Source organism: Streptomyces sp. SID486, from assembly GCF_009865385.1.
Lineage (GTDB): Bacteria > Actinomycetota > Actinomycetes > Streptomycetales > Streptomycetaceae > Streptomyces.
Genome location: NZ_WWJT01000571.1, coordinates 26,161 through 47,520 on the forward strand (window position 1 = coordinate 26,161; position 21,360 = coordinate 47,520).

The window sequence follows — 21,360 nt, forward strand, 5'->3', positions numbered from 1 at the left end:
ACACGCCGATCTCACCTGAAGTGCTCATCGGCCCTCTTCCGGCGCTGACCGCCGGTCGGCGAAGCGATCCTGGTCGGCGGCGTTGCCGGCGCGAGCCTCGGTGCGGTGACTCCGTGCCAGGTAGTCGCGGACGATCAACTCGACGGCGTCCTGCGGGCTCCTGGTACCGGCCAGCAGCATGACCTCGATGGCCAGATCGCTGTCCAGGCTGATGGTGACCTTCGCCATAACACCTCCTGAAGGGTTCCCCGCGGAGCCTATCCAAGCGGCTAACGGTCGGCGATGGGTAGGTTGCTGGACCTGGGAAAGAGGGACGGGGCCGGAAGACCGGCTGGTCGCGAACGGCTCATTCTGTAACGAGCTCTAAGACGGTCAGCGCCCGGGTACGTCTGGGGGCTCGTGCCCGGGAGAAGCGCGCCTTCGTCGTGGTGTGCGGCCATCTGACGGTCGCGCGGCACCGTGCGGTGCAGTTGGAGCAGCGGAGGCTCGAGGGATTCGGCGATCGCCGCGGCGAGCCGTGCGTGGCCGTCGAGGACCAGATGGCAGTCCAGGCCGCTGGCCCACCACAACAGGACGGGTGGGAGTCGCCTTCTCGGGTGCCTGGGCATCGTGGCATGAGGTGGGCGTACCGCTACGGCTGCGGCTGGGCTGCCGCACCGGCTACGGCACCTTGCACATGGCCAGCGCGGTACGCGCCAGCCCCCGCAGCCAGACGTGGGCTTGATCGGTTTCGTAGCGCTGATGCCACGACAGGTACACCTGTGCTGACGGCAGTTCGAAAGGCAGCGGGAGTACGGCCAGGCCGTGGTCGGCGACGGCGGACCTGGTGGTGACTTCGGGGACGCTGACCAGGAGATCGGAGCCTCGTGCGAACTCCAGCGCGGCCGCTTCCGTGGGTGCCGTCGCCACCACTCGCCGCGTCAGGCCGAGCCGCGCGAGAGCGTCGTCGAGGGCATTGCCGAGATTCCCACGACGCGAGACGGTGATGTGCTCGGCGTCGGCATAGCGCTGTGCGGTGACGGCCTTGACGCGGGTGAGGGGGTGCCCGCGCCTCACCACGACGACGAGACGGGACTCTCCCACGTTCTCGGCCCGGATGTCCGGTGCGCTGGGGCGGTTGGCGTTCGCCTCCAGGTCGACCTCGCCACGCCGCAACTCGGGGGTGTCGACACTCGATTCCGCGACGAAGCGCAAGCGCACGCCCGGCGCCTGTTCCCGCACGGCCGCGAGCAGGGCGGGGCCGCTCAGAGCGACCAGGGAATCGTGCCAGCGGAGCGTGAAGGTCCGGTCCAGTGTTGCCAGATCGAGTTCACGACTCGGCGCGAGCACCGACTGAACCTGGTGCAGCAGCTCGTGCACCTGCTCCCGGACGGCGATCGCGTACGGCGTCGGAGTCATCGTGCGGCCGGAGCGCACCAGGATCTGGTCCCCGGTGGTGCGCCGGATCCGGCCCAGGCTCCGGCTCATCGCGGGGGCGGTGACATGCAGACGCGCGGCCGCCCCGGCCACGCTGCCTTCCTCCAGCAGCGCGTCGAGCGCGGCGAGCAGGTTCAGATCCAATTGCATCCGAGTAATCCTAGCCGTGCCTGACATGCAGTTGTAGTTAATCAGGGGTCTCTATACCGTCGATACCAGAGCGCAAGACGGAACCCGGACTCGGCCCGACCGACCTCACCCCTCCCTCCCCCAGTCAGGAGTACCCCCATGTCCGAAGCACTTCAGACCACGGACGTCGCCGCCTTCGACGCAGACCTCCTCGCCCAGGCCGCGAGCGCCGTGCGCACGGCAGGTGCAGCGCTGCGCGAACGCTTCGGCGAGGTCGTCCGCTACCAGAGCCGCGAGGAGCTGATGAGCGCGCTCGCCGCCAACGACGACGCCGCCCTCGCCGTGCTGCGTCCCCGCCTCACGGACCTGCGTCCGGACGCCGGCTGGGTGGAGGACGAGCTCGACGGCGGGGCGCTGCCGTCCGGCGAATGGTGGGTCGTCGATCCGGTCGAAGGCAACGTCAACCACCTGCACGCCCTGCCGGAATGGGCGGTGACCGCCACCCTCGTTCGCGACAACCAGCCGGTGCTCACCGCGGTGCACCTGCCCTTGACCGGCGAGACCTACACCGCGCTGGCCGGCGCCGGCGCCCACCTCGACGGCCGGCCGCTGCACGTCGCCGCGACCGCGGACCTGGGCTTGGGCATCGTCGCCACCAGCCAGGCCCGGCCGGACGAGGACGAGAAGGTCGTACGGCGCGTCGGCTCCTCGATCACCGCCATGCTCTCGGACGCGCTCGTCGTCCGCACCGCCGTGCCTGCGACCCTGCACCTGCTGAACGTGGCCGCCGGCCGGATCGACGCCTTCTGGCAGTTCGCCGGCGCCCGTGCGGACCTGCTCCCCGGGGCGCTCCTCGTCACCGAGGCCGGCGGACGGATCTCCGACGCCGAGGGGCGCCGCTGGACCCCGCAGAGCGCGAGCTTCCTGGCCGCCGCACCCGGCGTCCACGCCGAAGCCGTCGCCACACTCACGCGCTGACCGCGCGCCAGCATCCGTACGCACGAAAGGACCAGCTCACCATGACCTCGATCGCTGTTCTCGGAAACGGCCGCGTCGGCGGCAACCTGGCCGCGGCCCTGGCCCGGGCAGGGCATGAGGTGACCGTGGCGGACCGCACGCCAGGCGCCGCCGCCGACGCTGCCCGGGCAGCCGGGATCGTCGTCAACGCCACCCCGGGTGCAGGCTCACTGGACCGGCTCGCCGCCTTGCGCGAGGAACTACGAGGCAAGATCCTCGTCGATCTGTCCAACGCCACCGTCGACGGACCTGACGGACTCCCCGCCGACCTGCTCTACCCCGGCTCCAGCCTCGCCGAGCAACTCCAGGAGGCGCTTCCCGACACATATGTCGTCAAGACCCTCAACACCATGCTCTTCCCAGTGATGACCGCGCCGGCCTCCCTCGCCCAGGCGCCCGAGGCGTTCCTCTCCGGGGACGACCCACAGGCCAAGCAGAGCGTGCGCGAACTGCTCACCGACCTCGGATGGCGTGAGGAGTGGATCACCGATCTCGGTGGAATCCGGACCGCGCGCGCCACGGAGGCCACGATCCTGTTCGTACCGCACATCATCCGGTCCAGCGGATTCACACCCTTCGCGATCTCCGTCGCCCGCTGAGACTTCCGCGTCTACGGCGGCCCCGTACGAGGGTCCGCTCTGCCTACGGACTACTCGTAGACCTTGGCCGCTTGGAGCGCGCGGGCGAGGAAGGTCCAGTTACCTTGTGCCGGTAGCTCTTTGCCGAAGTTCCGATACCAGCCTGGAGAGTCGTCCACCCACGCGGCGAGGGCTGTCAGGAAGTCGGCGAGTGTGTTGTTCTCCCACGTATCACCTTGCTGCAGGAAGTCCTGCTGCAGTTGGCGGACGAACGTAGCCAACTCGTCGTGGCTGTGGATCTCATCATCTGGAGCAAGAGCCATGACGGCAAGTATCCGGTGCCTTCGAAGGGCGGCCGTCCAGGGGATCGGTACGCGACGCCCGGAACCGGCGGCCACGGCCGTCGTGGGGAACTCCATGAATGTCTCGAGGACGTCGTTGACTCGGATATGGCTTCAGAGGTCTTGAAACCGCCAACACGGCCGAGGTGGAGGAACGGCGTCCGCCGCGCCCGCCGAGTGGGTCGGGAACCACCGCTCACGCGCTTACGCCGAGATCTCCGCCACCTACGCGGCGCTGCGTCACCACGGCGTCGAACCAGGCCCGCTGCCCTGACGATGTTCCCGACCGGGCCGGGGGAGCTGAAGCCGTTCGTCCGGACCGACGTGGTCATCACCGCTGTCCCGACCGCCGCGCTCGCCCTGACTGCCGTCGCCCCCGGCCAGGCTCGGTGAGTCCGACCACCAGGCTCGACGCCTTGCGGGCGGCCAGCAGGTCGTCGTACGGCACATCGCGACGTCGTCGGTGAGGACGGTCGCCTGCGCCGGTCGGGGGCGGTGCCGCGATCACAGGCCGGTGGCCAACCAGACGATCGCGGCCGCTGTGACGAGGAGCCCGCCGTTGAGTGCGATTCGGCGGTCGCCGCCGGTCAGATGCACGGCTGTCGCACCGGCCTGCAGGAGCACGAACCCGACGGCTGCGGCCGATGCCAGCCAGGGAGCGATGCCCGTCAGCGGCGGCAGGAGCAGTCCGGCCGCGCCGAGTGTTTCGACCGTGCCCAGCGCCCTGAGGGCAGGCAAGGGCACACGGTCGACCCAGGCCATCATCGGTCGGAGTTGATCGCGGCTGCGGATCAACTTCAGCGTGCCTGAGTAGAAGTAGAAGAGCGCGAGCAGTCCCGCCACGATCCAATAGGCGATGTTCATGATTCCCGTTCATGTGTCCCCGGTTCCCGTTCATGTGACCCCGGTTCGCGGGTGCCTGTGTGCCCGGTTCGCGGGTGCCTGTGACCCCGGTTCACGGGTGCCTGTGTGCCCGGTTCGCGGCCTGTCGGTCGCGTGGAGTGTCAGCGAAGCGACCGGGGCAGGCCCGTCCGCCGCCTGGGAGTTCGGATGTGAAAGGTGGCGTGGTCATCAGCACATGCGGAGTGCCATGGCCCCGCAGGCCGGAGGAGGGCGGCCCGGCCGTCCCGTCCCGTCGGGCCGGCCTCAGGCGAGGTCGGCGGCGGGCTGTGTGGCGTAGCGGCTCATCGCGTCGAGGTTGTCCTGCGGCGTCAGCGGCCGGCCGCCGGCGAGCACCTCCTGAAGGTCTCGGAAGTACTGCACGTACAGGTGAGGGGTGAATGTGCTGAGCATGACGGCGGGTTGGTCGGTCAGGTTGGCGAAGGTGTGCGGAGTGCCGGGCGGAACCATGACGAGCGTCCCCGCGGTGGCGTCGTGGTCCTCGTCCCCGACGGTGAACCGGACTGTGCCGGAGAGGACGTAGAAGCCCTCGTCGTGTCGGCCGTGGCGGTGCTGCGGCGGACCCTGCGTGTGGGGGGCGAGGACGGACTCGGTGATCGCCAGGCGGTGTTGGGTGTTGCCGCCGTCCTCCAGGACGCGCATGCGCGTGGTGCCCAGAACGATCGTCTCACCCTCGCCGGGGCGCACCACGGACACGCTCGGGTCGGCCTGCGGCTCACTGGTCTTGGTTTCTCCGGTCATGTCCACGAGTGCACCGCCGGGACCCCGCCGGTGTCCAAGACCTGTTCAGAGGTGCTGATACCTCATGGGTATCGTTGCAGCGTGGAGCTACGGACCTTGCGCTACTTCGTGGCGGTCGCCGAGGAACTCCACTTCGGCCGGGCCGCCACCCGACTGCACATGAGTCAGCCGCCGCTGAGCCGGGCGATCAAGAGGTTGGAGGCCGAGGTCGGGGCGCTGCTCTTCGCCCGCTCGGCCACCGGCGTCACACTCACTCCGGTGGGCGCGGTGCTGCTCGACGAGGCGCGAGCGCTGCTCGACCACGCCGATCGCGTCCGGGTGCGCGTGAGCGCAGCAGCCGGCGTCGGGACCATCACCGTCGGCATCCTGGGCGACGGCACCGACCCGGGAGTGGTCCGGCTGGCCGCCGCCTACCGCCGGGACCACCCCGGAGTCCACATCCGCATCCGCGACACCGACCTGACCGACCCGACGTGCGGACTGCGGGCCGGACTGGTCGATGTCGCCCTCACCCGGGGGCCGTTCGACGAGACCGCCCTGACAGTCCGTGCGCTGCGGAGCGATCCGGTCGGCGTCGTCCTGCGCGCCGACGATCCGCTGGCCCGCCGCGATGAGCTGCGGCACGATGAGTTGCGCGACCGCCGCTGGTTCCAGTTTCCGCAGGGCACCGACCCTGTCTGGCAGTCGTACTGGAACGGCGGCGAGCCGCGCGAGGGACCGGTGGTGCGCGCGGTCCAGGAATGCCTGCAGGCTGTGCTGTGGAACGGCACGGTCGGCCTGGCCCCGCTCGGGCACGACCTTCCCGCGGAGTTCACCGTGGTGCCGCTGAGCGACATGGCGCCGAGCCGAGTGGTGGTGGCGTGCAACGAAGGCGACACCAACCCGTTGATCCGATCGTTCATGGAGATCGCGACGGCCGCGTACCGGCACTGAGCATCGGCAGCGGCGCTGCGGCAGCGTGTGCGGCGCATGTTCGCCGGGAGATGCCGGGACCGGCTCGGCGGCATACGAGGTGGACGGAGCGGTTGCGGTCGGCTCAAGCCGTGAGCCGAGCGTCCCTGTCCTGCACCGACGCCGCGGTCCGGCACCGGCTCCGCGTGGTCCTAGACCGACGCCGCGTGGTCCCCCACCGACTCCGCGTGGTCCCCCACCGACCCCGCGTGGTCCCCCACCGACCCCGCGTGGTCCCCCACCGACTCCGCGTGGTCCGCCACCGACTCCGCGTGGTCCGCCACCGACTCCGCGTGGTCCTGCACCGACTCCGCCTCCCCGGCCCTCGTCGGCCGCGAGCTCCGGGCGGCCTTCTCCGGCTGTGCCGGCGGCGTGGCTCGGAGGTGCTGGGCGGCCTCGGCCGCGGTGTAGGAGGAGGCGAAAGTGAACGCGCGGGGGGACGGCCCGTGCGCCCGCAGTTCCGCCAGCCGCTCCATGGCCTCGCCGACCGTCGGGAGGTGGCCGGCGGGGATCCACCAGAGCACCAGGTGCGCCTCGACGTGCCGCTCGAACCATTCGCGGCGCCGCCGCATCACTTCCAGATGGCCGCTGCGGTAGGCGAAGTCCCACAACGCCTCCTGGGTCTGCCACACCGACAGGTTGACGATGACGTCCTCGCCCGCCGGGCGCAGGCCGGTGGCGTCGTCCGCCCCCTCCTCCACGAGCCGCCACACGAAGCCGGGCGCGTCATCGGCGGCGGCGTTGACGGGATCGAGCATCTCGACGAAGGGCGCGATGCGCGGGTCGTCGAGGGGGTGGCGGAGCGTCGCGACGTTGAGCTGGGCGAGGTGGGCAGCGTGCGCGGATGCGGTCATGTCCTCATCCCAGCACGGCCCTCTTTTCTATGTCAATCACCATTGTTTTTAGAAGGCTCGACCACCACGCAGCACTCGCCCCGCCGAGCGTCCATGCGGGCGCGGACGGGACCGTCCGTCCCGAACAGGCCCTGGAGCAAGGCGAGGTTCATGCCGCAGACCAGCGGTGGGAAGCGCTCGGCGATGACATGAAAGGGGCAGTTGCGCATACGGACGACGCGGGCCTCGAGCCCGGCCGTCTCCTCCGCGCCCTCCAGGTACGGTTCGTAGCCGCGGGCGGCCAGCATCTCCATGGCCTCGTCGAGTCCGCCGCAGGGCGCCGCCGAGCCCCGCAGAGCCTCGCCCCGGCGGTGGGCCGCCGCGCAGAGTCCGGCGTCCAGCCCGGCCTGCTCGGCCGCCTCGGCGAGCAACTCGGCGGCGGTGCGGTAGTCGCGGGCGGGCAGTGACACCGACCGCTCGGCCCGCGCCCGCACGTACACCTTGGCGGGACGGCCCGCGCCCGGCCCCGAGCGGCCCGTCAGGCGGCGGCTACCGCTCTCCAGCAGTCCCGCCTCCGCCAGCTTGTCCAGATGGTGCGCGGCGAGCGTGCGAGTCACCCCGGCCGCCTCGGCGGCCTCGTTGCGGCCGACCTCCCGGCCTTGCGCCGCCACGTACTCGTACAGGCGTCGCCGCACCGGATCCTGCAACATCGCAATCGCGCTGATGTCCTCCACCTGGCCATTCTAGGAACAGCACGGGTCGGAGACAGGACGGCGGGACCCGGCCGGAACCGCCCCGGAGCCGGCTGACGCCCGGCCGGTACCACTGCCCGCCCGGTACACCCCCGGCAGCCGACTCGCACCCAGCCGGACGACCCCCGCATGAGAGGCGGTCATCCGGAAGTCCCGACCGGCACTGGACCGCGCCGAAGTTCCCTCGGAAGGCGACTGGCAGCGTGTGCCGAGTCGTCGGAAACCCGGTCGCTGTCGCTCGCGATCACTGAAACCCTGATCGCCATGACAGCGAACCCCGTAGAGCAAGCCCGACGCCTCGTGCGTGACCGTTTCCCCGCAGTGCTTGCCGCGGTCCTCGGCGGGTCTGTGGCTACGGGGCGGGCCACTGCCGGCAGTGACCTGGACATCGCCGTGCTCGTCGGGGACGGCGGCGAGACCTGCCGGGAGACGATCCGGTTCGAGGGGCGAGTCGTGGAGCTGTTCATCCACACCCGCGCCGGCCTTGCCGATCTCTTCGCTGCGGACGTCGCCACGCGTCGTGCGGTCCTGCAGAACGTGTATGCCACAGGAGTCGTCCTGGTCGACGCCGCTGGAGATGCCGGCCGCGCCCGTGCGCGTGCCGAAGAGGACCTCCGCAACGGTCCGCCGGCACTGGCACCGGAGGTGGTCGAGACGAGGAGGTACGGGCTGACGGATGCTCTGGACGATCTCGCCGACGCCGGCGACAGGATCGAGCGTCTGGCGGTGGCCGGTCATGTTCTCGGTGCGGCCGCAGACCTGCTCTGCGATCACCATCACGCATGGGTCGGCGGCGGGAAGTGGCTGCCACGGCGCCTTCTGGAGGCAGACGGGGAACGTGGGGCCGCCCTGCTCGAAGGACACCTGTTGCTGTGCTCGTCAGGAGACCCGAAGCCCCTGATCGACGCGGCATCACAGGTCCTCGCCCTTGTCGGCGGCCCTCTGCGCGAGGGCTATCGCAGGACTTGGCGCGGTGTCATCGAATCGGCCGCTGTGACACCTGGGCGCTGACGGGATGCCAGCCGGTGGGGCTGTTCAGCGCCACCTCTGTTCGAGGGCCCCGGCACGAACGCCGGGGCCCCCGCCGTCTGACGTAGAGGAACTGTCGGGCCGTCGTTCGGGCAGGTCGGCGTGTGGCTAGGCTCCCAGCTGCTCCGCGGCGAGTGCGGTGCCCGCGACCCGGGCGCGGATCTTCGCGAACGCTACGTCGCGGGAGGTGGAGGCGTCGTCGGCGAACGGTGCGTAGCCGGCGTCGTCGCAGGTGCCCAGCTGGTCGACCGGGATGTGGCCGGCGGCTCGCAGGACCCGGTCGCGGACCTCCTCGGCCGTCTCCACGCGCGGATCGATCGGGTCGGTCACTCCGACGAAGACGCGGACGCCGGGCCGTAGATGGTCGGCCGCGACACGCAGGACGCGGTCCGGGTCGGGTTCGCCGGCCAGTGCCAGGTAGAAGTTGCCGGCGCCGAGCTGGAGCAGGTGCGGCAGCAGTTCGGCGTAGTCGACGTCGAGGCTGTGGGTGGAGTCGTGGTCGGCTCCGGGGCCGGAGTAGACACCGATCCGGGTGCGCTCTGCGTCGGTGAAGCGGGACAGCACCTTGTTGTTCAGGTCGATGAAAGTGCGCAGCAGCTGACCGCTCGGGTCGATCCTGAGTGCCAGGCGGCCTTCCTCGAAGTCGAGTTGGACGACGTGCGCCCCCGCGTCCAGGCAGCCGCGGATGTCCGTCTCCGCCTCGCTCACCAGGTCGTCGAGGAACTGCTCGCGCGGGTAGTCGGCGATCGCCTCGGACGGGTAGAGCAGGCTCAGGGCGGAGGGGGCGACCACGGCCTGCTTCACGGGGAGCGTGGTGTGCTGCTTGGCGGCCCTCAGGTACTCCTCCGCATGGATCTTGTAGCGGAAGGGTCCGGAGAGCAGGCGGGGCAGCTGCCGGGTGTGGCCGTCGGCGAAAGGAATGACGGCGCCGTCAAGGGCCAGGTCGGACAGCCCCTGGAGCGGGTAGGTGAGGAAACTGGGCTTGGCCTGCTCGCCGTCGGTGACCACCGGCGACCCGGTGGCCTCCAGCGCCTCGACGGTCTCGCGGACGGCCTCGTTCCGACGCGACGCCAGCTCGCTGTCGTTGATCCTCCCGGCCTGGAAGTCCGCGGCCGCGGCCTGCAGCGCGGGGGAACGGGGGATGCTGCCGATGAGTTCGGTTGGGATCACGGCGGCAGCCTAGGAAGAGGGTCGGCACGAGTCTCGCGGCGACACATGGGACGCGGCGTCATCGGCCCTTTCGAGGTACAGGGCACAGTCGGGTTGACCGGCGCGCTCAGCCTCCGGGCGTGCGATCGTGCGCGCCGCGTCCCGGCGCCGCACCCTCGCCGAGAGGCGTCTCCGCCCGGCGGTGCACGTGGGCCGCCATCCGGCGACAACCCCTGCCAGGGGCACGCTTCCAGTCCTGCCGACGGCGAATCCAGCCGTCTTCCGGGCCTGCCGGCGGCGAATCCAGCCGTCTTCCGGTCCTGCCGGCGGCGAATCGCTGAGGGAGACGTTCACGGTCGACGGCGCGGCTTCGTCGGGGCCGCGCCGTCCGGGTCTTCGGCGTCTCAGCGGACGCCGACCGCCTTCAGGACCTTGAGTGCGCCGGTCAGGAAGGTGGCCCAGGTTTCGGGGCTGATGCGCGCCGGTGGGGTGAAACCCTGGATGCGCTGGTGGGCGACGGTCTGGGCCTCGGTGTACTTGAGGATGCCGTCGGCTCCGTGGCGGCGCCCGAGTCCGGAGTCGCCCATGCCGCCCATCGGGGCGTCGATGCTTCCCCACGCGGCTGCGAACGCTTCGTTGACGTTGACGGTACCGGCGTGCAGGCGGGCGGCGACGGCCCGGCCGCGAGCCCCGTCGCCGGACCACACGCTGGCGTTGAGGCCGTACGGCGTGGCATTGGCCAGCGCGATCGCCTCGTCGACACTGCGGTAGGAGTAGATCGACACGACCGGACCGAAGGTCTCGTGATCGTGCAGCGTCATGTCGGGGGTGACGTCAGCGAGGATCGTCGGCTCGTAGAAGAGCGGTCCCAGGTCCGGCCGTGCCTTCCCGCCGGCAAGGACAGTGGCACCCTTGGCGACGGCGTCGTCGACGTGCGCGGTGACCGTCCGAAGCTGAGAGGGGTTGGTGAGGCTGCCGACATCGATGCTGTAGTCGTACGCCGCACCGATCTTGAGTCGTTTGCTGCGGGCGACGAACGCGTCGACGAACCGGGCGCGGACCGACTCGGCCACGTACAGGCGCTCGATGGAGACGCAGAGCTGGCCCGCCGACGGGAAGCATGCGGCAACGGCGCCGTCGGCGGCTTTCTCGATGTCGGCGTCGTCCAGGACGATCATGGCGTTCTTTCCGCCGAGTTCCAGGGAGGCGCCGATGAGACGTTCACCGGCGTCGCGCGCGATCCTGCGCCCGGCGGCGGTCGACCCGGTGAACATCATGTAGTCGGCGTTGTCCAGCAGTGGGCCGCCGATGGAGCTGCCCCGCCCGATCACCATCTGCCACACGCCCGCCGGCAGGCCGGCCTCGTGCATCAGATCCAGGGACCACAGGGCGGTGAGCGCGGTCTGGGTGTCGGGCTTCTGGACTACGGCGTTGCCTGCCATCAGTGCCGCGATGGCGTCGCCGGCGGCCATGCTCAGCGGGTAGTTCCACGGGGAGATGACCGTGACGACCCCCTTGGGATGGCGCAGTTCGGTGGTGTGGGTCAGCAATGGGATCGCGCCGCGTCGACGCCTGGGCCGCAGATACCTCGCGGCGTTGCGCGCGTAGTACCGGGAGGTGATCGCGATGTCGACCACCTCGAGGAGCGCGTCACGACGGGTCTTGCCGTTCTCGGCCTGCATCAGGTCCAGCGCCTCGTCCTGGCGGGCGAGAAGGAGGTCGTGGAAACGCAGCAGGATCTCCTTGCGCCGGCTCAGCGGGATCGCGGCCCAGGACTTCTGGGCGATGCGGGCGCGCGCGAACGCCTCGTCGACGTCGGCCGGGGTGGAGACGGGGAGGTCTGCCAGCGGTTCCCCGGTGTACGGGGCGTCGGTGACCACCCGCGCGGCGTCGGGTGCCGCGACGACCCGCGCGGCCAGCCGCTCGATCAGGGCCGGTGTGAGCGAGGCGGGGAGCGGACCGCGGGGTGCCGTGGTGGGAGGGGTGACGGTGGGAGGGGTGACGGTGGGAGGGGTAGCGGTGGGAGGGGTGGCGTGCTCGGTGGCCATGGCAGGGCTCCTCACTTACCGGTTGTGGACCGAGGTCGGGACCGGCATGTGCAGGGCGAGCTGGCCCTCGCTGACGACGTCGAACTGAATCGTCCGGATCGGGCGGAGTGAACGCAGGTCGTCGGCCATGCGGCCCTCCCCCACCTCCAGTGCGAGCTTGCGCGGGACCAGCTCCGTGCCGGCCGCCAGCACGTTGGTCTGGCTCAGGGTCGAATGCCACGCGCCGCCGATCGACGTGTACGACGTGAGGGTCGAGACACGCTTGCCGCTCGGGTAGGAGGTCTGAGCGGGAGTGGCCGCCAGGAGCGACAGGTCGGTGCCGCCGTCGTCGTTGGCCACACGGGCGGTCGTGCGGTGGGCGTCGATGTCGACGTCGAGGCCGGTGACCCACTTGGGGAAGCCGTACCCGTCGCGGCCGCGCACCTGGGCGATGTCCGTGCTCACCGGCAGGGACAGCACATAGGAATCAAGATGCTCGTTCTTCAGGGCGGATACGAGGTCGAAGAAGCCGAGCCCTCCGTGGCGCGCCGGCTTCACGGCGATCCCGACGGCCGCCTCGGTGTAGAAGTCGATGTCGCAGACGTCGTAGCGGAAGAACATCACCGAGATCAGCCCGAGGCCGGGCGCGACCTCCAGCGGCGCCAGTTCCCCGGGCAGCCGGGAACGGATCGCCCGGGAGCGGGCGAGCATCGTGATCCGGGCGGTCGATATGCGGTAGTAGAAGTTCGGGGTGAGCGTGGCACCGATCGGTGAGTCGACCTTGGTCTTCGGCAACCGACGGAAGAAGTCCACGCTGCTGACGCGGGGATCGCGGGCGACTTCGTCCAGATCGGTGGCCATCCGGTAGCGGTCGTACAGGCCCCCCTTGGGGACCGTCACCGCCCGGCCACCCAGGTCGACCTTGACTGCTTGCTGCTGGGACGAGGGCATCTACGCGGCTCCTAGCTCGCATGTTGACAGTGATTACATGAGCGTAGCCATCAATGTAAGCACCGTCAACAACTGGTACGGCCCGGCTCGGAACGGCGCGGCACGCCTGGGGCGGGGCACCCCGGCCGCCAAGCCCTCACAGGCAGCGGGCCCCCGACGGCGGCGCCCACCGGCGGCCGGGTGGCGACTTCACGGCGCCGAGGATGGGTCTGCGGCGACTTCACGGCACCGGGGATGGGTCTGAACCGGCGCCCGCGGCAGGCCACCCCGGGCGCCGAAGGGCAGGGTCGGTGAACTTGCAAGGAGAACGTGTGGACAGATAGTCTCCGCAGAGATAATCTGTTCGAAGACTAAAGTTCTGGATCGGGAGGCCACTGATGTGGACGTATGAGCACAGCATTGAGACCGACGCAGCGCCCGAGGCGATCTGGGGCCTGTGGGCCGATGTCGAGAACTGGGGGACGTGGAACGCCGACATCGCGAGCGTCGAGATCGACGGCCCGTTCGAGGCGGGCGCCGCGATCGTGATGACCCCGGCCGGCGACGACCCGGTGCACCTGCTCGTCGCCGAGACCACGCCTGGTGAACTGTTCGTGGACGAAGCCCGGTTCGACGGGCTGCTCCTGCGCACCTTCCACCGGCTGGGCCGGGGTGACGGACTCCGTACCCGGGTGACCTACCGGATGGAGATCACCGGTACCGGTGCGGACGAGCTGGGCCCACGGATCGGTCCGGCCATCACCGCGGACTGGCCCGAAACCATGGCCGCCCTGGTCAAGCTGGCACAGGGCTGATGGCCCTCGACCCCGGCGACAGCCCCGGCTTCCTGCTCTGGCATGCCACGCTGCGCTGGCAACGCGAAATCGCCGCGGCTCTCGGTCCGTTGGACCTCACCCATGTCCAGTTCGTCCTTCTCGCCTGCACCTGGTGGCTGAACACGCACGGCACACATCCCAACCAACTGGCTCTGGCGCGCCAGGCCGGTACCGACGTCAAGATGACCTCGCAGGTCGTGCGCGCCCTGGAGGCCAAGGGACTGATCGAGCGCGAGGTCGACCCCGCCGACACCCGTGCCAGACGCCTGCGTGTCACCGACGTCGGCGCCGAACTGGCCCCGCGCGCGATCGCCGCCGTGGAGGACGTCGACGCGCGCTTCTTCCGACAGGTGGGGCACGATGACGCCGTGACCCTGCTCAGCCGCCTGGCCGACCCCGAAGCCTGAGTGCCGGCCCGATGCCTGACTGCCGGTCCTATGCATGACTGCCTGCCCCATGCCTGACTGCCGGTCATGCGCCTGAGTGCCGGGCCTATACCTGAGTGCCGGTCCTGAGCCTCGGCCCCGCGCCGAAGCCTCAGTCCCCGCACGGAAGACCGAGTCCCCGCCCGGACACCGTCGACCCCGGATCCATCCGTCGACGGTGTCCGCGTCGCACCCCAGCGCGTCGTCGTCACGGCGGTGGCGTGGCGGAGGCGGCCGTGCTCGCGGCCAGCCGTGTGAGCGGCCGACGCGTGACCGGCCAGCGACTGCCCGGCCGACGGGTGACAAGCCAGCGACTGCCTGGCCGACGCGTGACCGGCCGACGGGTGACCGGCCGACGGGTGACCGGCCGACGGGTGACCAGCCAGCGACTGCCGGCCGACGCGTGACCGGCCGGATGGTCGATACCCGGGGGCCTGGGGTGTCCTAGGGTGTCAGTGGTCGCACGCGGTCATTGCGCGCGTGGCCGGCTCGCCGCGCACGAAGCCGGGTCCACTCGTCAGGCCCCTCCGCTCGGGACAGCTCACTTCGGGTGTGCGGAGGCGCTTCATCGGCGGACGGCCGATATCAGTCCGCCGGGTCGCTCCTCACCCTGCGGCGGGGTGCTCATCGGGCGTCCGTAGGCGGCAGCGCGTTCGCGCAGGGTGTGGCATTCGGCGTCCCAGCCGTGCCCGGCCAGCCAGCCCACCGGGTCGTCGGGCATCTCCGAGACCCACATGGACGCAGCCGACCCCGGCGCGGCGTCCGCGCCGAAACGCTCGATCACGCCGCGCGAGCCCAGTGTCAGTCCCATCCGGCTGCCTGCCGCCGACTGCGCACCGATCCTGGCCAGCAGCAGTTCCACCGCGTCCTCGGGCAGATAGATCAGGAGTCCTTCGGCGATCCACACGGTCGGCGCCATCGGGTCGTGCCCTGCGGCGGCCAGCGCGCCTGGCCAGTCCTCCCGCAGGTCCACCGCGACGGGGATCCGCTCACAGCGCGCGGCGGCACCCTCCTGCCGCAGCACCGAAGCCTTGAAGTCCAGGGGCGCGGCGGTGTCGACCTCGAACAGCCGCGTGCCCTCGGGCCAGTCCATCCGGAAGGCCCGGCTGTCCATGCCCGCACCGAGCACCACGACCTGCCAGATACCGGACGCGGAGGCCCGTCGCAACAGGTCGTCGAGGAACTTCGTCCTGATGACGATGGAGAAGGCCACACCCAGCCGCCGACGTCGCGCGGCCTCGTCACCGGGCGGCGGCGACGGGGCGGGCCACAGGCCGCCGGCGGCGGCGAACGCCTGCGCCAGTGGGTCGCGGAACAGCGCGTTCTCCCGCCCGGTCTCCAGCGCCCGCACCTTTGCCACTCCCACAGCGGTGGCCCACACTCCCGACGGCTGCACCCGTTCCTGGTCATCAGTCACCGTGCCAGCCTAGATGGCCGGCTGTGCCCGCTCTTCCACCTGTGGGCACCGCCTCTGGACCGCCTGTGGACCGTCTGTGGCCAGCCTGTGGGCTGCCTGTGGACCAAGGGGTGCCCAGCGTCGTCAGTACGTCACCGTGATCCGCCGTGCGGGGCCGTCCACGCTGACGGTTCCGCCGTAAGGGATCACCAGTTGGGGATCGGTGTGTCCGAAGTCGACGTCGAACACCGCCATGGTGTGGGGGGCGTAAACCGCCAGAGCGCGCAGCACCGCGGCACGCTGCTCGACGACGTAGCGCCGTCTGTTCCCCGCGCCGTTCGGCTGCTGGAAGGACCACGCTTTGGCACGGCCCATCAACAACGCCGGGAAGCGCGCCAGCAGACCGCGCTCTCCCATGTTGCGCAGGATCCGGAAGACGGCCTCCGCGCTCGGCATTTCCTCCGACGTCTCCAGGAACAGCACGCCACCGTCGTAGACGGCGACATCGTGTTCGATCTCGCGATCGGCCATCAACAACCACGACAGGATCTCCAGGTTGCCTCCCCAGGCGCGGCCGGTGACGACTCGGTCGGGCTGGTGCCAGGTCCAGCCGTCGGCGGGCTGCGAGTCCGGTTCCCGCTCGAAAGTGGCCGGATCGGCCCAGTCCCGGTCGGTGTCCCGGAACCGCTCGGCGGGGCGGAGTTCGTAGGGGCCCGGGGTGAACAGGGCCGCGCGTACCGACTCGGCGGTGGCGGGATGGAGTGCTGCCGGACGGCCGATCTCTGTCATCACGCAGGCGCCGTGGTAGGCGACGATGCCCAAATTGTGCAGGAAGAGCAGCAGATTGGTGTTGTCGCTCGAGCCGAAGAAGGGCTTGGGGTCGGCGCGGATCAGGTCCCGGTCCAGCAGCGGAAGGAGGGTGATCTGGTCGTCGCCACCGATGCTGGCCATCACCGCCCTGACCGAGGGATCGGCGAACGCGGCGTGGAGGTCGTCGGCGCGTTCCCTGGGCGTGGAGCCCATCTTACGAGTGGACGGATACTCCACTGGTTCGAGGCCGAAATCCTCCTGGAGCCGCTTGAGGCCCAGCTCGTACGGAAGAGGAAAGAGCCCGGGCAGTCCGGACGACGGCGAGACGATCGCTATGCGGTCGCCGGGCACGGGTTTGGGAGGATATGCGGGTGCGGTCATGACCGTCAGGCTAGAGGGCTGAGCGGCCAGTGTTCGCGTTCATTTCAGAAGGTGATTCTCCGATGCATCGAGGGTGGGCGGGGCCGAGTTTCTTCCCTGACGGACGAGCCACTTCGGCGTCCCCGCGGCCACCGCGCGCAGCCGTGTTTCTTCGGGAGCCGCGAAAGAACTGTGCTCCGCCGGCATCCACCTGGTGTGTCACAGCCGTGGGACGGAAGTCAGTCGTCCTGTCCTCGTCCTCGTCCTAGTCGCCCTCGTCCTCGCTGTCGCCCTCGTCGTCCTCAAGGCCGAGTACGTACGTGACGGAGGAATCGGCTGTCTCCACGGTCACGAGGGGCGATGAAATGAGACAGCGCCTCGGAGCCCCTGACGGGCTGGTCGCCGGTGCCCAGTCCGCATCGCCACCCGCTCCCCCGGGCGCGCGAGTGATCTCGGGCCAGGTGGTCCGGGAGCGCGGGCTGATCGGGGGCGCGCCTGCTACAGGTCGAACTCGAGATGCTCGATGTCCGTGAAACGGACCTCTTCCAACTGGCCGGCGCGGCGCCCGTCGTCCTGGAAGTACACCTCCTTGAGTGCTTCGGCCGCGATCTCCCGTAGCCGCTGGTCTCCGGCGTCGGCCTCCTGCGCTTCGAAGAGGCGGGCGGCGTAGCGGGGCGGAAGGGCGACGGTCAGGTGCCGGAGGCGGTCCTCGTCGGTGGAGCCGATCGGCGCGGTGTAGCCGATCCGCGCGCGGGTGTCGATGACGATGCCGCCGGTGGTCGCGGCCTGCCGCCGTGCCCTGGCCCGAACCTGGGGCTGCCACCGCTGCTTCACCTCACGCTCCAGGCGCGCGGCGAGGTCCGGGCGGGGCTTCTTGATCTGGTCCTTCACGTATCGTTCGACGGTGCGCTGGGAGATGCGCAGCATCTGGGCGACCGGCCTGGTGCCCTTGAGCTGCTTGACCAGGTACCGCATCTGCGCGCCCGCGCTCTTGGGTACCGGGCGGGTGAACGCCTTCTGCACCGCGGCGTCCAGGCCGTCCCCGATGAGGCTCATGCCGGCCTTCTCCTACTCTCCGTTGTCGACGTCGGTGACGGTGCCGTCCTTGATGTAACGGGCGAGGTTGAGCGCCGGGGCGTCGAACCGCTCGCGGACCTCTTCGCCCCACAGGACGCTCTGGGTGCCCTCGTGCTTGACCAGGCCGGGGTTGATGCCGAGCTTGAAGCCGCCGGGAAGCGGCTTGCCGTCCCGGTAGGGCAGGAAGTCCAGCGGGCTCTCGCCGCCTGACGCGTATACGACGCAGTCGGACAGGACCGCGACCGGGTACTGACCGGTGAACGCCGCGTGCTTGACGATCTTCCGGTGCAGGTTGATCCGCGTGCGGGAGATGACCGCCGCTCGGATGTCCGGCCGCCACGTCGGACGGGAGAGCGCCCGCCACGGCTCGCCCGGCCGCCATCCCTCACCCCGCGGGCGCTCGCGGAGCTTGCCCAGGCCGCCCTTGACGGTCGCCTTGATCGCCGACACCACGATCGCCAGCTGCGGGTCGCGCTCCTTGTAGCCGTCCATCGCCGTCAGGAACTCGGCCGGGTCCCTGTCCGCGTGCACGCCGAGGTCGGCCATGGTGGCGAGGTAGGCGTCGCGCAGCCGGTTGTACCAGCCGTCCAGGTAGCGGCCGTTCTCGTATCGGACGTACGCCTCGAGCGGGCGCACCTCGTAGCCGAGCTCCACGGCGTACGCCACGGTGGGCGTCGCGTACCAGGCCGGTCCGTCGGGACGGTCGCCCTTCGGCGTGAACGGGCTGGGCAGCAGCGAGCCGTCCAGCTCCACCCACTCCTTGCCGACCTTCACCTTCGACAGGTCGACGTGGCTGAGGTCGACGAGCCACGAGCCCGGCAGCTTCGGATCGAACACGGGGGCCTTGACGTGTGTCGGCTCACCGAGCCCGACGTTCAGGCCGTTCGCTCCGGCGGCGAAGGCCATGTTCACGTCGATGCCGACCAGGTGCCGCAGGGTGCATTCGGCGTCCGTCATCGGCCGCGCCCAGTCGTACGCCTCCTCGAGCAGCTTCTCCGCCGGTCCGCGGACGTGGAAGCGCGGCAGGCCCTTGAGGATCGGGTGCCCGTCGGGGGCTTCGCACGGTGCACAGTCGACCGGGTCCCTGCCCAGGCTGCCGGGGTTGTGTTCGGAGTGCCGCTTGCCGTCGGCGTCCGGCTCGGAGGCGCGGGTCGGCGGGTGGAGTGCGGTCATCAGCTCCAGACCGGTCACGGCGGTCGAGCCGCGCGGCGTCATCACCCGAGACGCGTACACGCCCAGGACGCGGGCGAGTTCCGCCGGCGGCAGCGCAGCGGCGTCGGCCCAGTGGCGGGAGTCGAGGGCGTGCCAGGACGGGATGCACAGCTGGACGCAGGTCCGCCCCGAACCGGTGGCGGGGCGGTAGATCCGCGCCCACGGCCCGAAACCGCGCTTGGTCAGCTTCCAGTCGGCGCGCGCCAGCTGCTTGACGACCTTGTGGCCCTCCGGGATCCGCCCGACGAGCCGCTCCTCGTCGGTGAGGGCGACGGGGAGGCCGTAGCGGCGCAGAGCGGCCTCGGTGAGCACGATCAGAGGGTCGGCGTCCTTGCCGGGGCCGGACAGCTTCGGCTGGCCGAGCTTCGCCTCCTCGAGGGTCCAGTGCACCAGGGCGGGAATGCTCTTGGCGGGCACGTCCAGGACGAGGCCGCCGGTGCAGTACGCGAGGACCTGGCCGCCGGCGTCGACGTCGACGACCGCGAGCGGGCCGTTCTCGAAGCGCGGGTCGGTGCCGACTGCCGGGGAACCGGCCGGGGCCGCCTTCCATGCGTCGGGACGGCGGGACGCTGGCATGCTCTTCGGAGTCTGCGCCGGGGGCCTCCTGTCGGTAGCCGCCGGGGTGCTGTTGGCGGTACGCGCCGCGGTGCCGCTGGCGGTACGCGCCAAAGTGCCGTTCGCGGTACGCGCGGGGGTGCTGCCGGCGTTAGGCGCCGGGGTTCTGCGGGCGGTACGCGCCGGGCGGGGCGCGGTCCGTTCGGCAGGGGCGGGGGAAGCAGCGGTGGTCGAAGCAGTGGTGGTCGAAGTGGGAGCGGCAGAATCGGAGGCAGCGGAAACGGGGGCGGGAGCGGGAGCGTGGGAAGCGGAGGTGGTCCGGGTGGCGGGAGGTGGAGTCTCGGCCGCAGCGGCCGCGGTCGGCCCTCCGGACCCGGGCTGCGCCGCCGGAACAGACGCACCGGTGGGCGAGACCGGGGTGTCGGCGGGCGCCGGGTAGAGTTCCGCGAGTTTGTTCAGCAGCCGTGCGTACGCCTCGCGCTCGGGGCCGCGAGGTTCGGTCGTCTTCCTGACCGACTCCCAGCCGGACACCGTCGCCCGGCGCACCTTCAGCGCGGTGGCAACGTCGTCCAGCGTCAGGCCGTGGGCCTGGCGCAGTCGCCTGCGCTCCTCCGCGGGTGGCAGCGGAGCACGCGACGCCACCAGCGCGTCGACCGCGTCGAACAACTCGGACATCGAACACCTCCTGACCGACACCCTACTGTGAACCGTACAAGTCGCGTTCCTTTCCCGTACGGATCGCGTACGTGTCGTCACGCCTCACCGGACGTCCCAGCCGGATCCGACTCCGAGGCCGGCCCCTCCGCGCAGGCAGCGGAAAGCCGGACCAGGCACAGCCGCCCCGAGGGTGGACGCAGGCTGTCGCCGCGCCCAGCCCGTGTCCTGTGTGAGCGGCCTGTCGAATCGAAGTGTCGCCAGTCGGCCACGCGGGTGTTCTGTGCGGCGCCATGAGGGGGCGAGCCGACACGCCCGATCGGGCGCGCCGACGACACGGCCCGGCTGTGAGTCGTACTCGGCCCCTCCCCCGCCCTGATGCTCGCGTGCGGCCTCGGCGCGGTCGTCGGTGCGGACGTCGGTGCGGTCGTCGGTGCGCACATCGCGGTCCGGCACCCCGGTCGGCTCCACACCGTGAAGCGCTACGAGCCGATCGCGCGCCCCCGTGAGGGAGAACTAGGCAGCCGACCGGCGGCTTCCGGCCGTGCGTCCGGGTCGCGTCACGGGTGAGCCGCCACTGGCTGATCGGGGAGTCTCCGGACGTCGGCGATGCCGTGCGGCTGCACTGTTCGGTGCCCCTGCTCAGTTCAGTTGCTCGGCCAGCCCGACGATGATGCCCTCCGGGCCGCGGACGTAGCAGAGCAGGTAGCTGTCCTCGAACCGGGCCATCTCGCCGACGAGTTCGGCGCCGTGCGGACGCAAGCGGGCGACGGTGTCCTCGATGTCGTCGACGGCGAACATGACGCGGTGCGTGCCCAGGATGTTGTGTGGCCGGTTGCGCGGCCCGGCGCTGATCGCCGCGGGGCTGTGGTACTTCGCCAGCTCTAGCCGGCTGTGACCGTCCGGGGTGCGGACCATGGCGATGTCACAGCGGACGCCGTCGAGTCCGGTGCACCGGTCGGCGACGGGGCCCTCGACCACCGCCCTGCCTTCCAGCTCCATACCGAGTTCGACGAAGAACGCGATGGCGGCGTCCATGTCCTCGACCACGATGCCGACGTTGTCCATCCGCTGAATCGCCATGCCGGTTGCTCCTTCTTCCTCCGTGCGGCCGGTGGTGGCCGCTGACGTCACTGGGACGGAGCCGCTGCCAGGTTCTCGACATCCCTACCACCGGCCTGGCGAAATTCTGGAACGCGCCTCGGCACCACTCGGGGCAGACTCGCGAGCCGGGTGCGATGG

At 70.6% G+C, this 21,360-nt stretch carries 21 protein-coding genes and 1 pseudogene; 7 read left to right on the top strand and 15 right to left on the bottom strand.

Annotated elements, in window-relative coordinates:
* Positions 1 to 24: 24 nt before the first annotated feature.
* Both GT045_RS26530 and GT045_RS26535 read right to left on the bottom strand, forming a co-directional pair.
* On the bottom strand, positions 25 to 228 hold the full coding sequence (locus GT045_RS26530; protein ID WP_116153950.1) for a hypothetical protein: 204 nt from the start codon (positions 226 to 228) through the stop codon (positions 25 to 27).
* Positions 229 to 660: 432 nt separating this feature from the next.
* Positions 661 to 1,566 (bottom strand): LysR family transcriptional regulator, encoded by a 906-nt coding sequence (locus tag GT045_RS26535; protein ID WP_161296559.1) that lies wholly within the window; start codon positions 1,564 to 1,566, stop codon positions 661 to 663.
* Positions 1,567 to 1,704: 138 nt separating this feature from the next.
* On the opposite strand from GT045_RS26535, the gene GT045_RS26540 reads away from it, so the two are divergent.
* Together GT045_RS26540 and GT045_RS26545 are read left to right on the top strand one after the other, a co-directional pair.
* Entirely contained in the window at positions 1,705 to 2,523 is an 819-nt protein-coding gene (locus GT045_RS26540; protein WP_161335697.1) for an inositol monophosphatase family protein, read from the top strand.
* A 41-nt stretch (positions 2,524 to 2,564) separates the two neighbouring features.
* Positions 2,565 to 3,161, top strand: coding sequence for an NAD(P)-binding domain-containing protein (locus tag GT045_RS26545; RefSeq protein WP_161335698.1), 597 nt, complete (start codon positions 2,565 to 2,567; stop codon positions 3,159 to 3,161).
* Positions 3,162 to 3,211: 50 nt separating this feature from the next.
* On the opposite strand, the gene GT045_RS26550 is transcribed toward GT045_RS26545, so the two are convergent.
* From GT045_RS26550 to GT045_RS26560, 3 genes are all read right to left on the bottom strand, one after another.
* Complete coding sequence (locus GT045_RS26550) at positions 3,212 to 3,463, bottom strand: hypothetical protein (protein WP_202516330.1); 252 nt, start codon at positions 3,461 to 3,463, stop codon at positions 3,212 to 3,214.
* 522 nt (positions 3,464 to 3,985) lie between these two features.
* A complete protein-coding gene (locus GT045_RS26555; RefSeq protein ID WP_161335699.1) occupies positions 3,986 to 4,345 on the bottom strand; it encodes a DoxX family protein in 360 nt (119 codons plus the stop codon).
* 282 nt (positions 4,346 to 4,627) lie between these two features.
* Positions 4,628 to 5,122, bottom strand: a complete 495-nt coding sequence (locus GT045_RS26560; RefSeq protein WP_202529051.1) for a cupin domain-containing protein — start codon at positions 5,120 to 5,122, stop codon at positions 4,628 to 4,630.
* An 81-nt stretch (positions 5,123 to 5,203) separates the two neighbouring features.
* Here GT045_RS26560 and GT045_RS26565 point away from each other — a divergent pair, with 81 nt between their 5' ends.
* Positions 5,204 to 6,055: a LysR substrate-binding domain-containing protein gene (locus tag GT045_RS26565; RefSeq protein ID WP_345942767.1), complete on the top strand. Its 852-nt coding sequence runs from the start codon at positions 5,204 to 5,206 to the stop codon at positions 6,053 to 6,055.
* 407 nt (positions 6,056 to 6,462) lie between these two features.
* Here GT045_RS26565 and GT045_RS26570 read toward each other — a convergent pair.
* Positions 6,463 to 6,927, bottom strand: a pseudogene (locus tag GT045_RS26570) (DUF3291 domain-containing protein); the annotation flags it as partial.
* Positions 6,928 to 6,959: 32 nt separating this feature from the next.
* Complete coding sequence (locus GT045_RS26575; protein ID WP_161296573.1) at positions 6,960 to 7,640, bottom strand: helix-turn-helix domain-containing protein; 681 nt, start codon at positions 7,638 to 7,640, stop codon at positions 6,960 to 6,962.
* 282 nt (positions 7,641 to 7,922) lie between these two features.
* On the opposite strand from GT045_RS26575, the gene GT045_RS26580 reads away from it, so the two are divergent.
* On the top strand, positions 7,923 to 8,669 hold the full coding sequence (locus GT045_RS26580) for a nucleotidyltransferase domain-containing protein (protein WP_161335702.1): 747 nt from the start codon (positions 7,923 to 7,925) through the stop codon (positions 8,667 to 8,669).
* A gap of 126 nt (positions 8,670 to 8,795) precedes the next feature.
* Here the strand turns inward: GT045_RS26580 and GT045_RS26585 are convergent, their stop codons facing one another.
* The 3 genes from GT045_RS26585 to GT045_RS26595 all read right to left on the bottom strand — a co-directional run bounded on the left by GT045_RS26585 (position 8,796) and on the right by GT045_RS26595 (position 12,814).
* Positions 8,796 to 9,857 carry a 5-methyltetrahydropteroyltriglutamate--homocysteine methyltransferase gene (locus GT045_RS26585; RefSeq protein WP_161335703.1) on the bottom strand — a complete coding sequence of 354 codons (1,062 nt, stop codon included), beginning with the start codon at positions 9,855 to 9,857 and terminating at the stop codon, positions 8,796 to 8,798.
* 383 nt (positions 9,858 to 10,240) lie between these two features.
* Entirely contained in the window at positions 10,241 to 11,884 is a 1,644-nt protein-coding gene (locus GT045_RS26590) for a succinic semialdehyde dehydrogenase (protein WP_161335704.1), read from the bottom strand.
* A 15-nt stretch (positions 11,885 to 11,899) separates the two neighbouring features.
* Positions 11,900 to 12,814 carry an acetoacetate decarboxylase family protein gene (locus GT045_RS26595; RefSeq protein WP_161335705.1) on the bottom strand — a complete coding sequence of 305 codons (915 nt, stop codon included), beginning with the start codon at positions 12,812 to 12,814 and terminating at the stop codon, positions 11,900 to 11,902.
* Positions 12,815 to 13,191: 377 nt separating this feature from the next.
* On the opposite strand from GT045_RS26595, the gene GT045_RS26600 reads away from it, so the two are divergent.
* Positions 13,192 to 13,608 carry an SRPBCC family protein gene (locus GT045_RS26600; RefSeq protein ID WP_161335706.1) on the top strand — a complete coding sequence of 139 codons (417 nt, stop codon included), beginning with the start codon at positions 13,192 to 13,194 and terminating at the stop codon, positions 13,606 to 13,608.
* Positions 13,608 to 14,036 carry a MarR family winged helix-turn-helix transcriptional regulator gene (locus tag GT045_RS26605; protein ID WP_161335707.1) on the top strand — a complete coding sequence of 143 codons (429 nt, stop codon included), beginning with the start codon at positions 13,608 to 13,610 and terminating at the stop codon, positions 14,034 to 14,036. The genes GT045_RS26600 and GT045_RS26605 overlap by 1 nt, the downstream gene beginning before the upstream one ends.
* Before the next feature lie 583 nt (positions 14,037 to 14,619).
* Here the strand turns inward: GT045_RS26605 and GT045_RS26610 are convergent.
* The 4 genes from GT045_RS26610 to GT045_RS26625 all read right to left on the bottom strand — a co-directional run bounded on the left by GT045_RS26610 (position 14,620) and on the right by GT045_RS26625 (position 19,485).
* Positions 14,620 to 15,435 (bottom strand): class I SAM-dependent methyltransferase, encoded by an 816-nt coding sequence (locus GT045_RS26610; protein WP_161335716.1) that lies wholly within the window; start codon positions 15,433 to 15,435, stop codon positions 14,620 to 14,622.
* A gap of 159 nt (positions 15,436 to 15,594) precedes the next feature.
* The gene (locus tag GT045_RS26615; RefSeq protein WP_161335708.1) at positions 15,595 to 16,641 is read right to left on the bottom strand and encodes a S66 peptidase family protein; all 1,047 of its coding nucleotides are present in this window, start codon (positions 16,639 to 16,641) and stop codon (positions 15,595 to 15,597) included.
* Between the two features lie 477 nt (positions 16,642 to 17,118).
* Positions 17,119 to 17,676 carry an XRE family transcriptional regulator gene (locus GT045_RS26620; RefSeq protein WP_161294959.1) on the bottom strand — a complete coding sequence of 186 codons (558 nt, stop codon included), beginning with the start codon at positions 17,674 to 17,676 and terminating at the stop codon, positions 17,119 to 17,121.
* Positions 17,677 to 17,688: 12 nt separating this feature from the next.
* Positions 17,689 to 19,485 (bottom strand): transcriptional regulator, encoded by a 1,797-nt coding sequence (locus GT045_RS26625; RefSeq protein ID WP_237538884.1) that lies wholly within the window; start codon positions 19,483 to 19,485, stop codon positions 17,689 to 17,691.
* A 430-nt stretch (positions 19,486 to 19,915) separates the two neighbouring features.
* Here GT045_RS26625 and GT045_RS40025 point away from each other — a divergent pair, with 430 nt between their 5' ends.
* Positions 19,916 to 20,170: a hypothetical protein gene (locus GT045_RS40025; protein ID WP_237538885.1), complete on the top strand. Its 255-nt coding sequence runs from the start codon at positions 19,916 to 19,918 to the stop codon at positions 20,168 to 20,170.
* A 590-nt stretch (positions 20,171 to 20,760) separates the two neighbouring features.
* On the opposite strand, the gene GT045_RS26630 is transcribed toward GT045_RS40025, so the two are convergent.
* Complete coding sequence (locus GT045_RS26630) at positions 20,761 to 21,201, bottom strand: VOC family protein (RefSeq protein ID WP_161298178.1); 441 nt, start codon at positions 21,199 to 21,201, stop codon at positions 20,761 to 20,763.
* Positions 21,202 to 21,360 lie beyond the last annotated feature (159 nt).

Coding starts and splice junctions, on each gene's coding strand:
- GT045_RS26530 (WP_116153950.1), bottom strand. CDS start 228: ATGGCGAAGGTCACCATCAGCCTGGACAGCGATCTGGCCATCGAGGTC.
- GT045_RS26535 (WP_161296559.1), bottom strand. CDS start 1,566: ATGCAATTGGATCTGAACCTGCTCGCCGCGCTCGACGCGCTGCTGGAG.
- GT045_RS26540 (WP_161335697.1), top strand. CDS start 1,705: ATGTCCGAAGCACTTCAGACCACGGACGTCGCCGCCTTCGACGCAGAC.
- GT045_RS26545 (WP_161335698.1), top strand. CDS start 2,565: ATGACCTCGATCGCTGTTCTCGGAAACGGCCGCGTCGGCGGCAACCTG.
- GT045_RS26550 (WP_202516330.1), bottom strand. CDS start 3,463: ATGGCTCTTGCTCCAGATGATGAGATCCACAGCCACGACGAGTTGGCT.
- GT045_RS26555 (WP_161335699.1), bottom strand. CDS start 4,345: ATGAACATCGCCTATTGGATCGTGGCGGGACTGCTCGCGCTCTTCTAC.
- GT045_RS26560 (WP_202529051.1), bottom strand. CDS start 5,122: ATGACCGGAGAAACCAAGACCAGTGAGCCGCAGGCCGACCCGAGCGTG.
- GT045_RS26580 (WP_161335702.1), top strand. CDS start 7,923: ATGACAGCGAACCCCGTAGAGCAAGCCCGACGCCTCGTGCGTGACCGT.
- GT045_RS26590 (WP_161335704.1), bottom strand. CDS start 11,884: ATGGCCACCGAGCACGCCACCCCTCCCACCGCTACCCCTCCCACCGTC.
- GT045_RS26595 (WP_161335705.1), bottom strand. CDS start 12,814: ATGCCCTCGTCCCAGCAGCAAGCAGTCAAGGTCGACCTGGGTGGCCGG.
- GT045_RS26600 (WP_161335706.1), top strand. CDS start 13,192: ATGTGGACGTATGAGCACAGCATTGAGACCGACGCAGCGCCCGAGGCG.
- GT045_RS26605 (WP_161335707.1), top strand. CDS start 13,608: ATGGCCCTCGACCCCGGCGACAGCCCCGGCTTCCTGCTCTGGCATGCC.
- GT045_RS26615 (WP_161335708.1), bottom strand. CDS start 16,641: ATGACCGCACCCGCATATCCTCCCAAACCCGTGCCCGGCGACCGCATA.
- GT045_RS26620 (WP_161294959.1), bottom strand. CDS start 17,676: ATGAGCCTCATCGGGGACGGCCTGGACGCCGCGGTGCAGAAGGCGTTC.
- GT045_RS26625 (WP_237538884.1), bottom strand. CDS start 19,485: ATGCCAGCGTCCCGCCGTCCCGACGCATGGAAGGCGGCCCCGGCCGGT.
- GT045_RS26630 (WP_161298178.1), bottom strand. CDS start 21,201: ATGGCGATTCAGCGGATGGACAACGTCGGCATCGTGGTCGAGGACATG.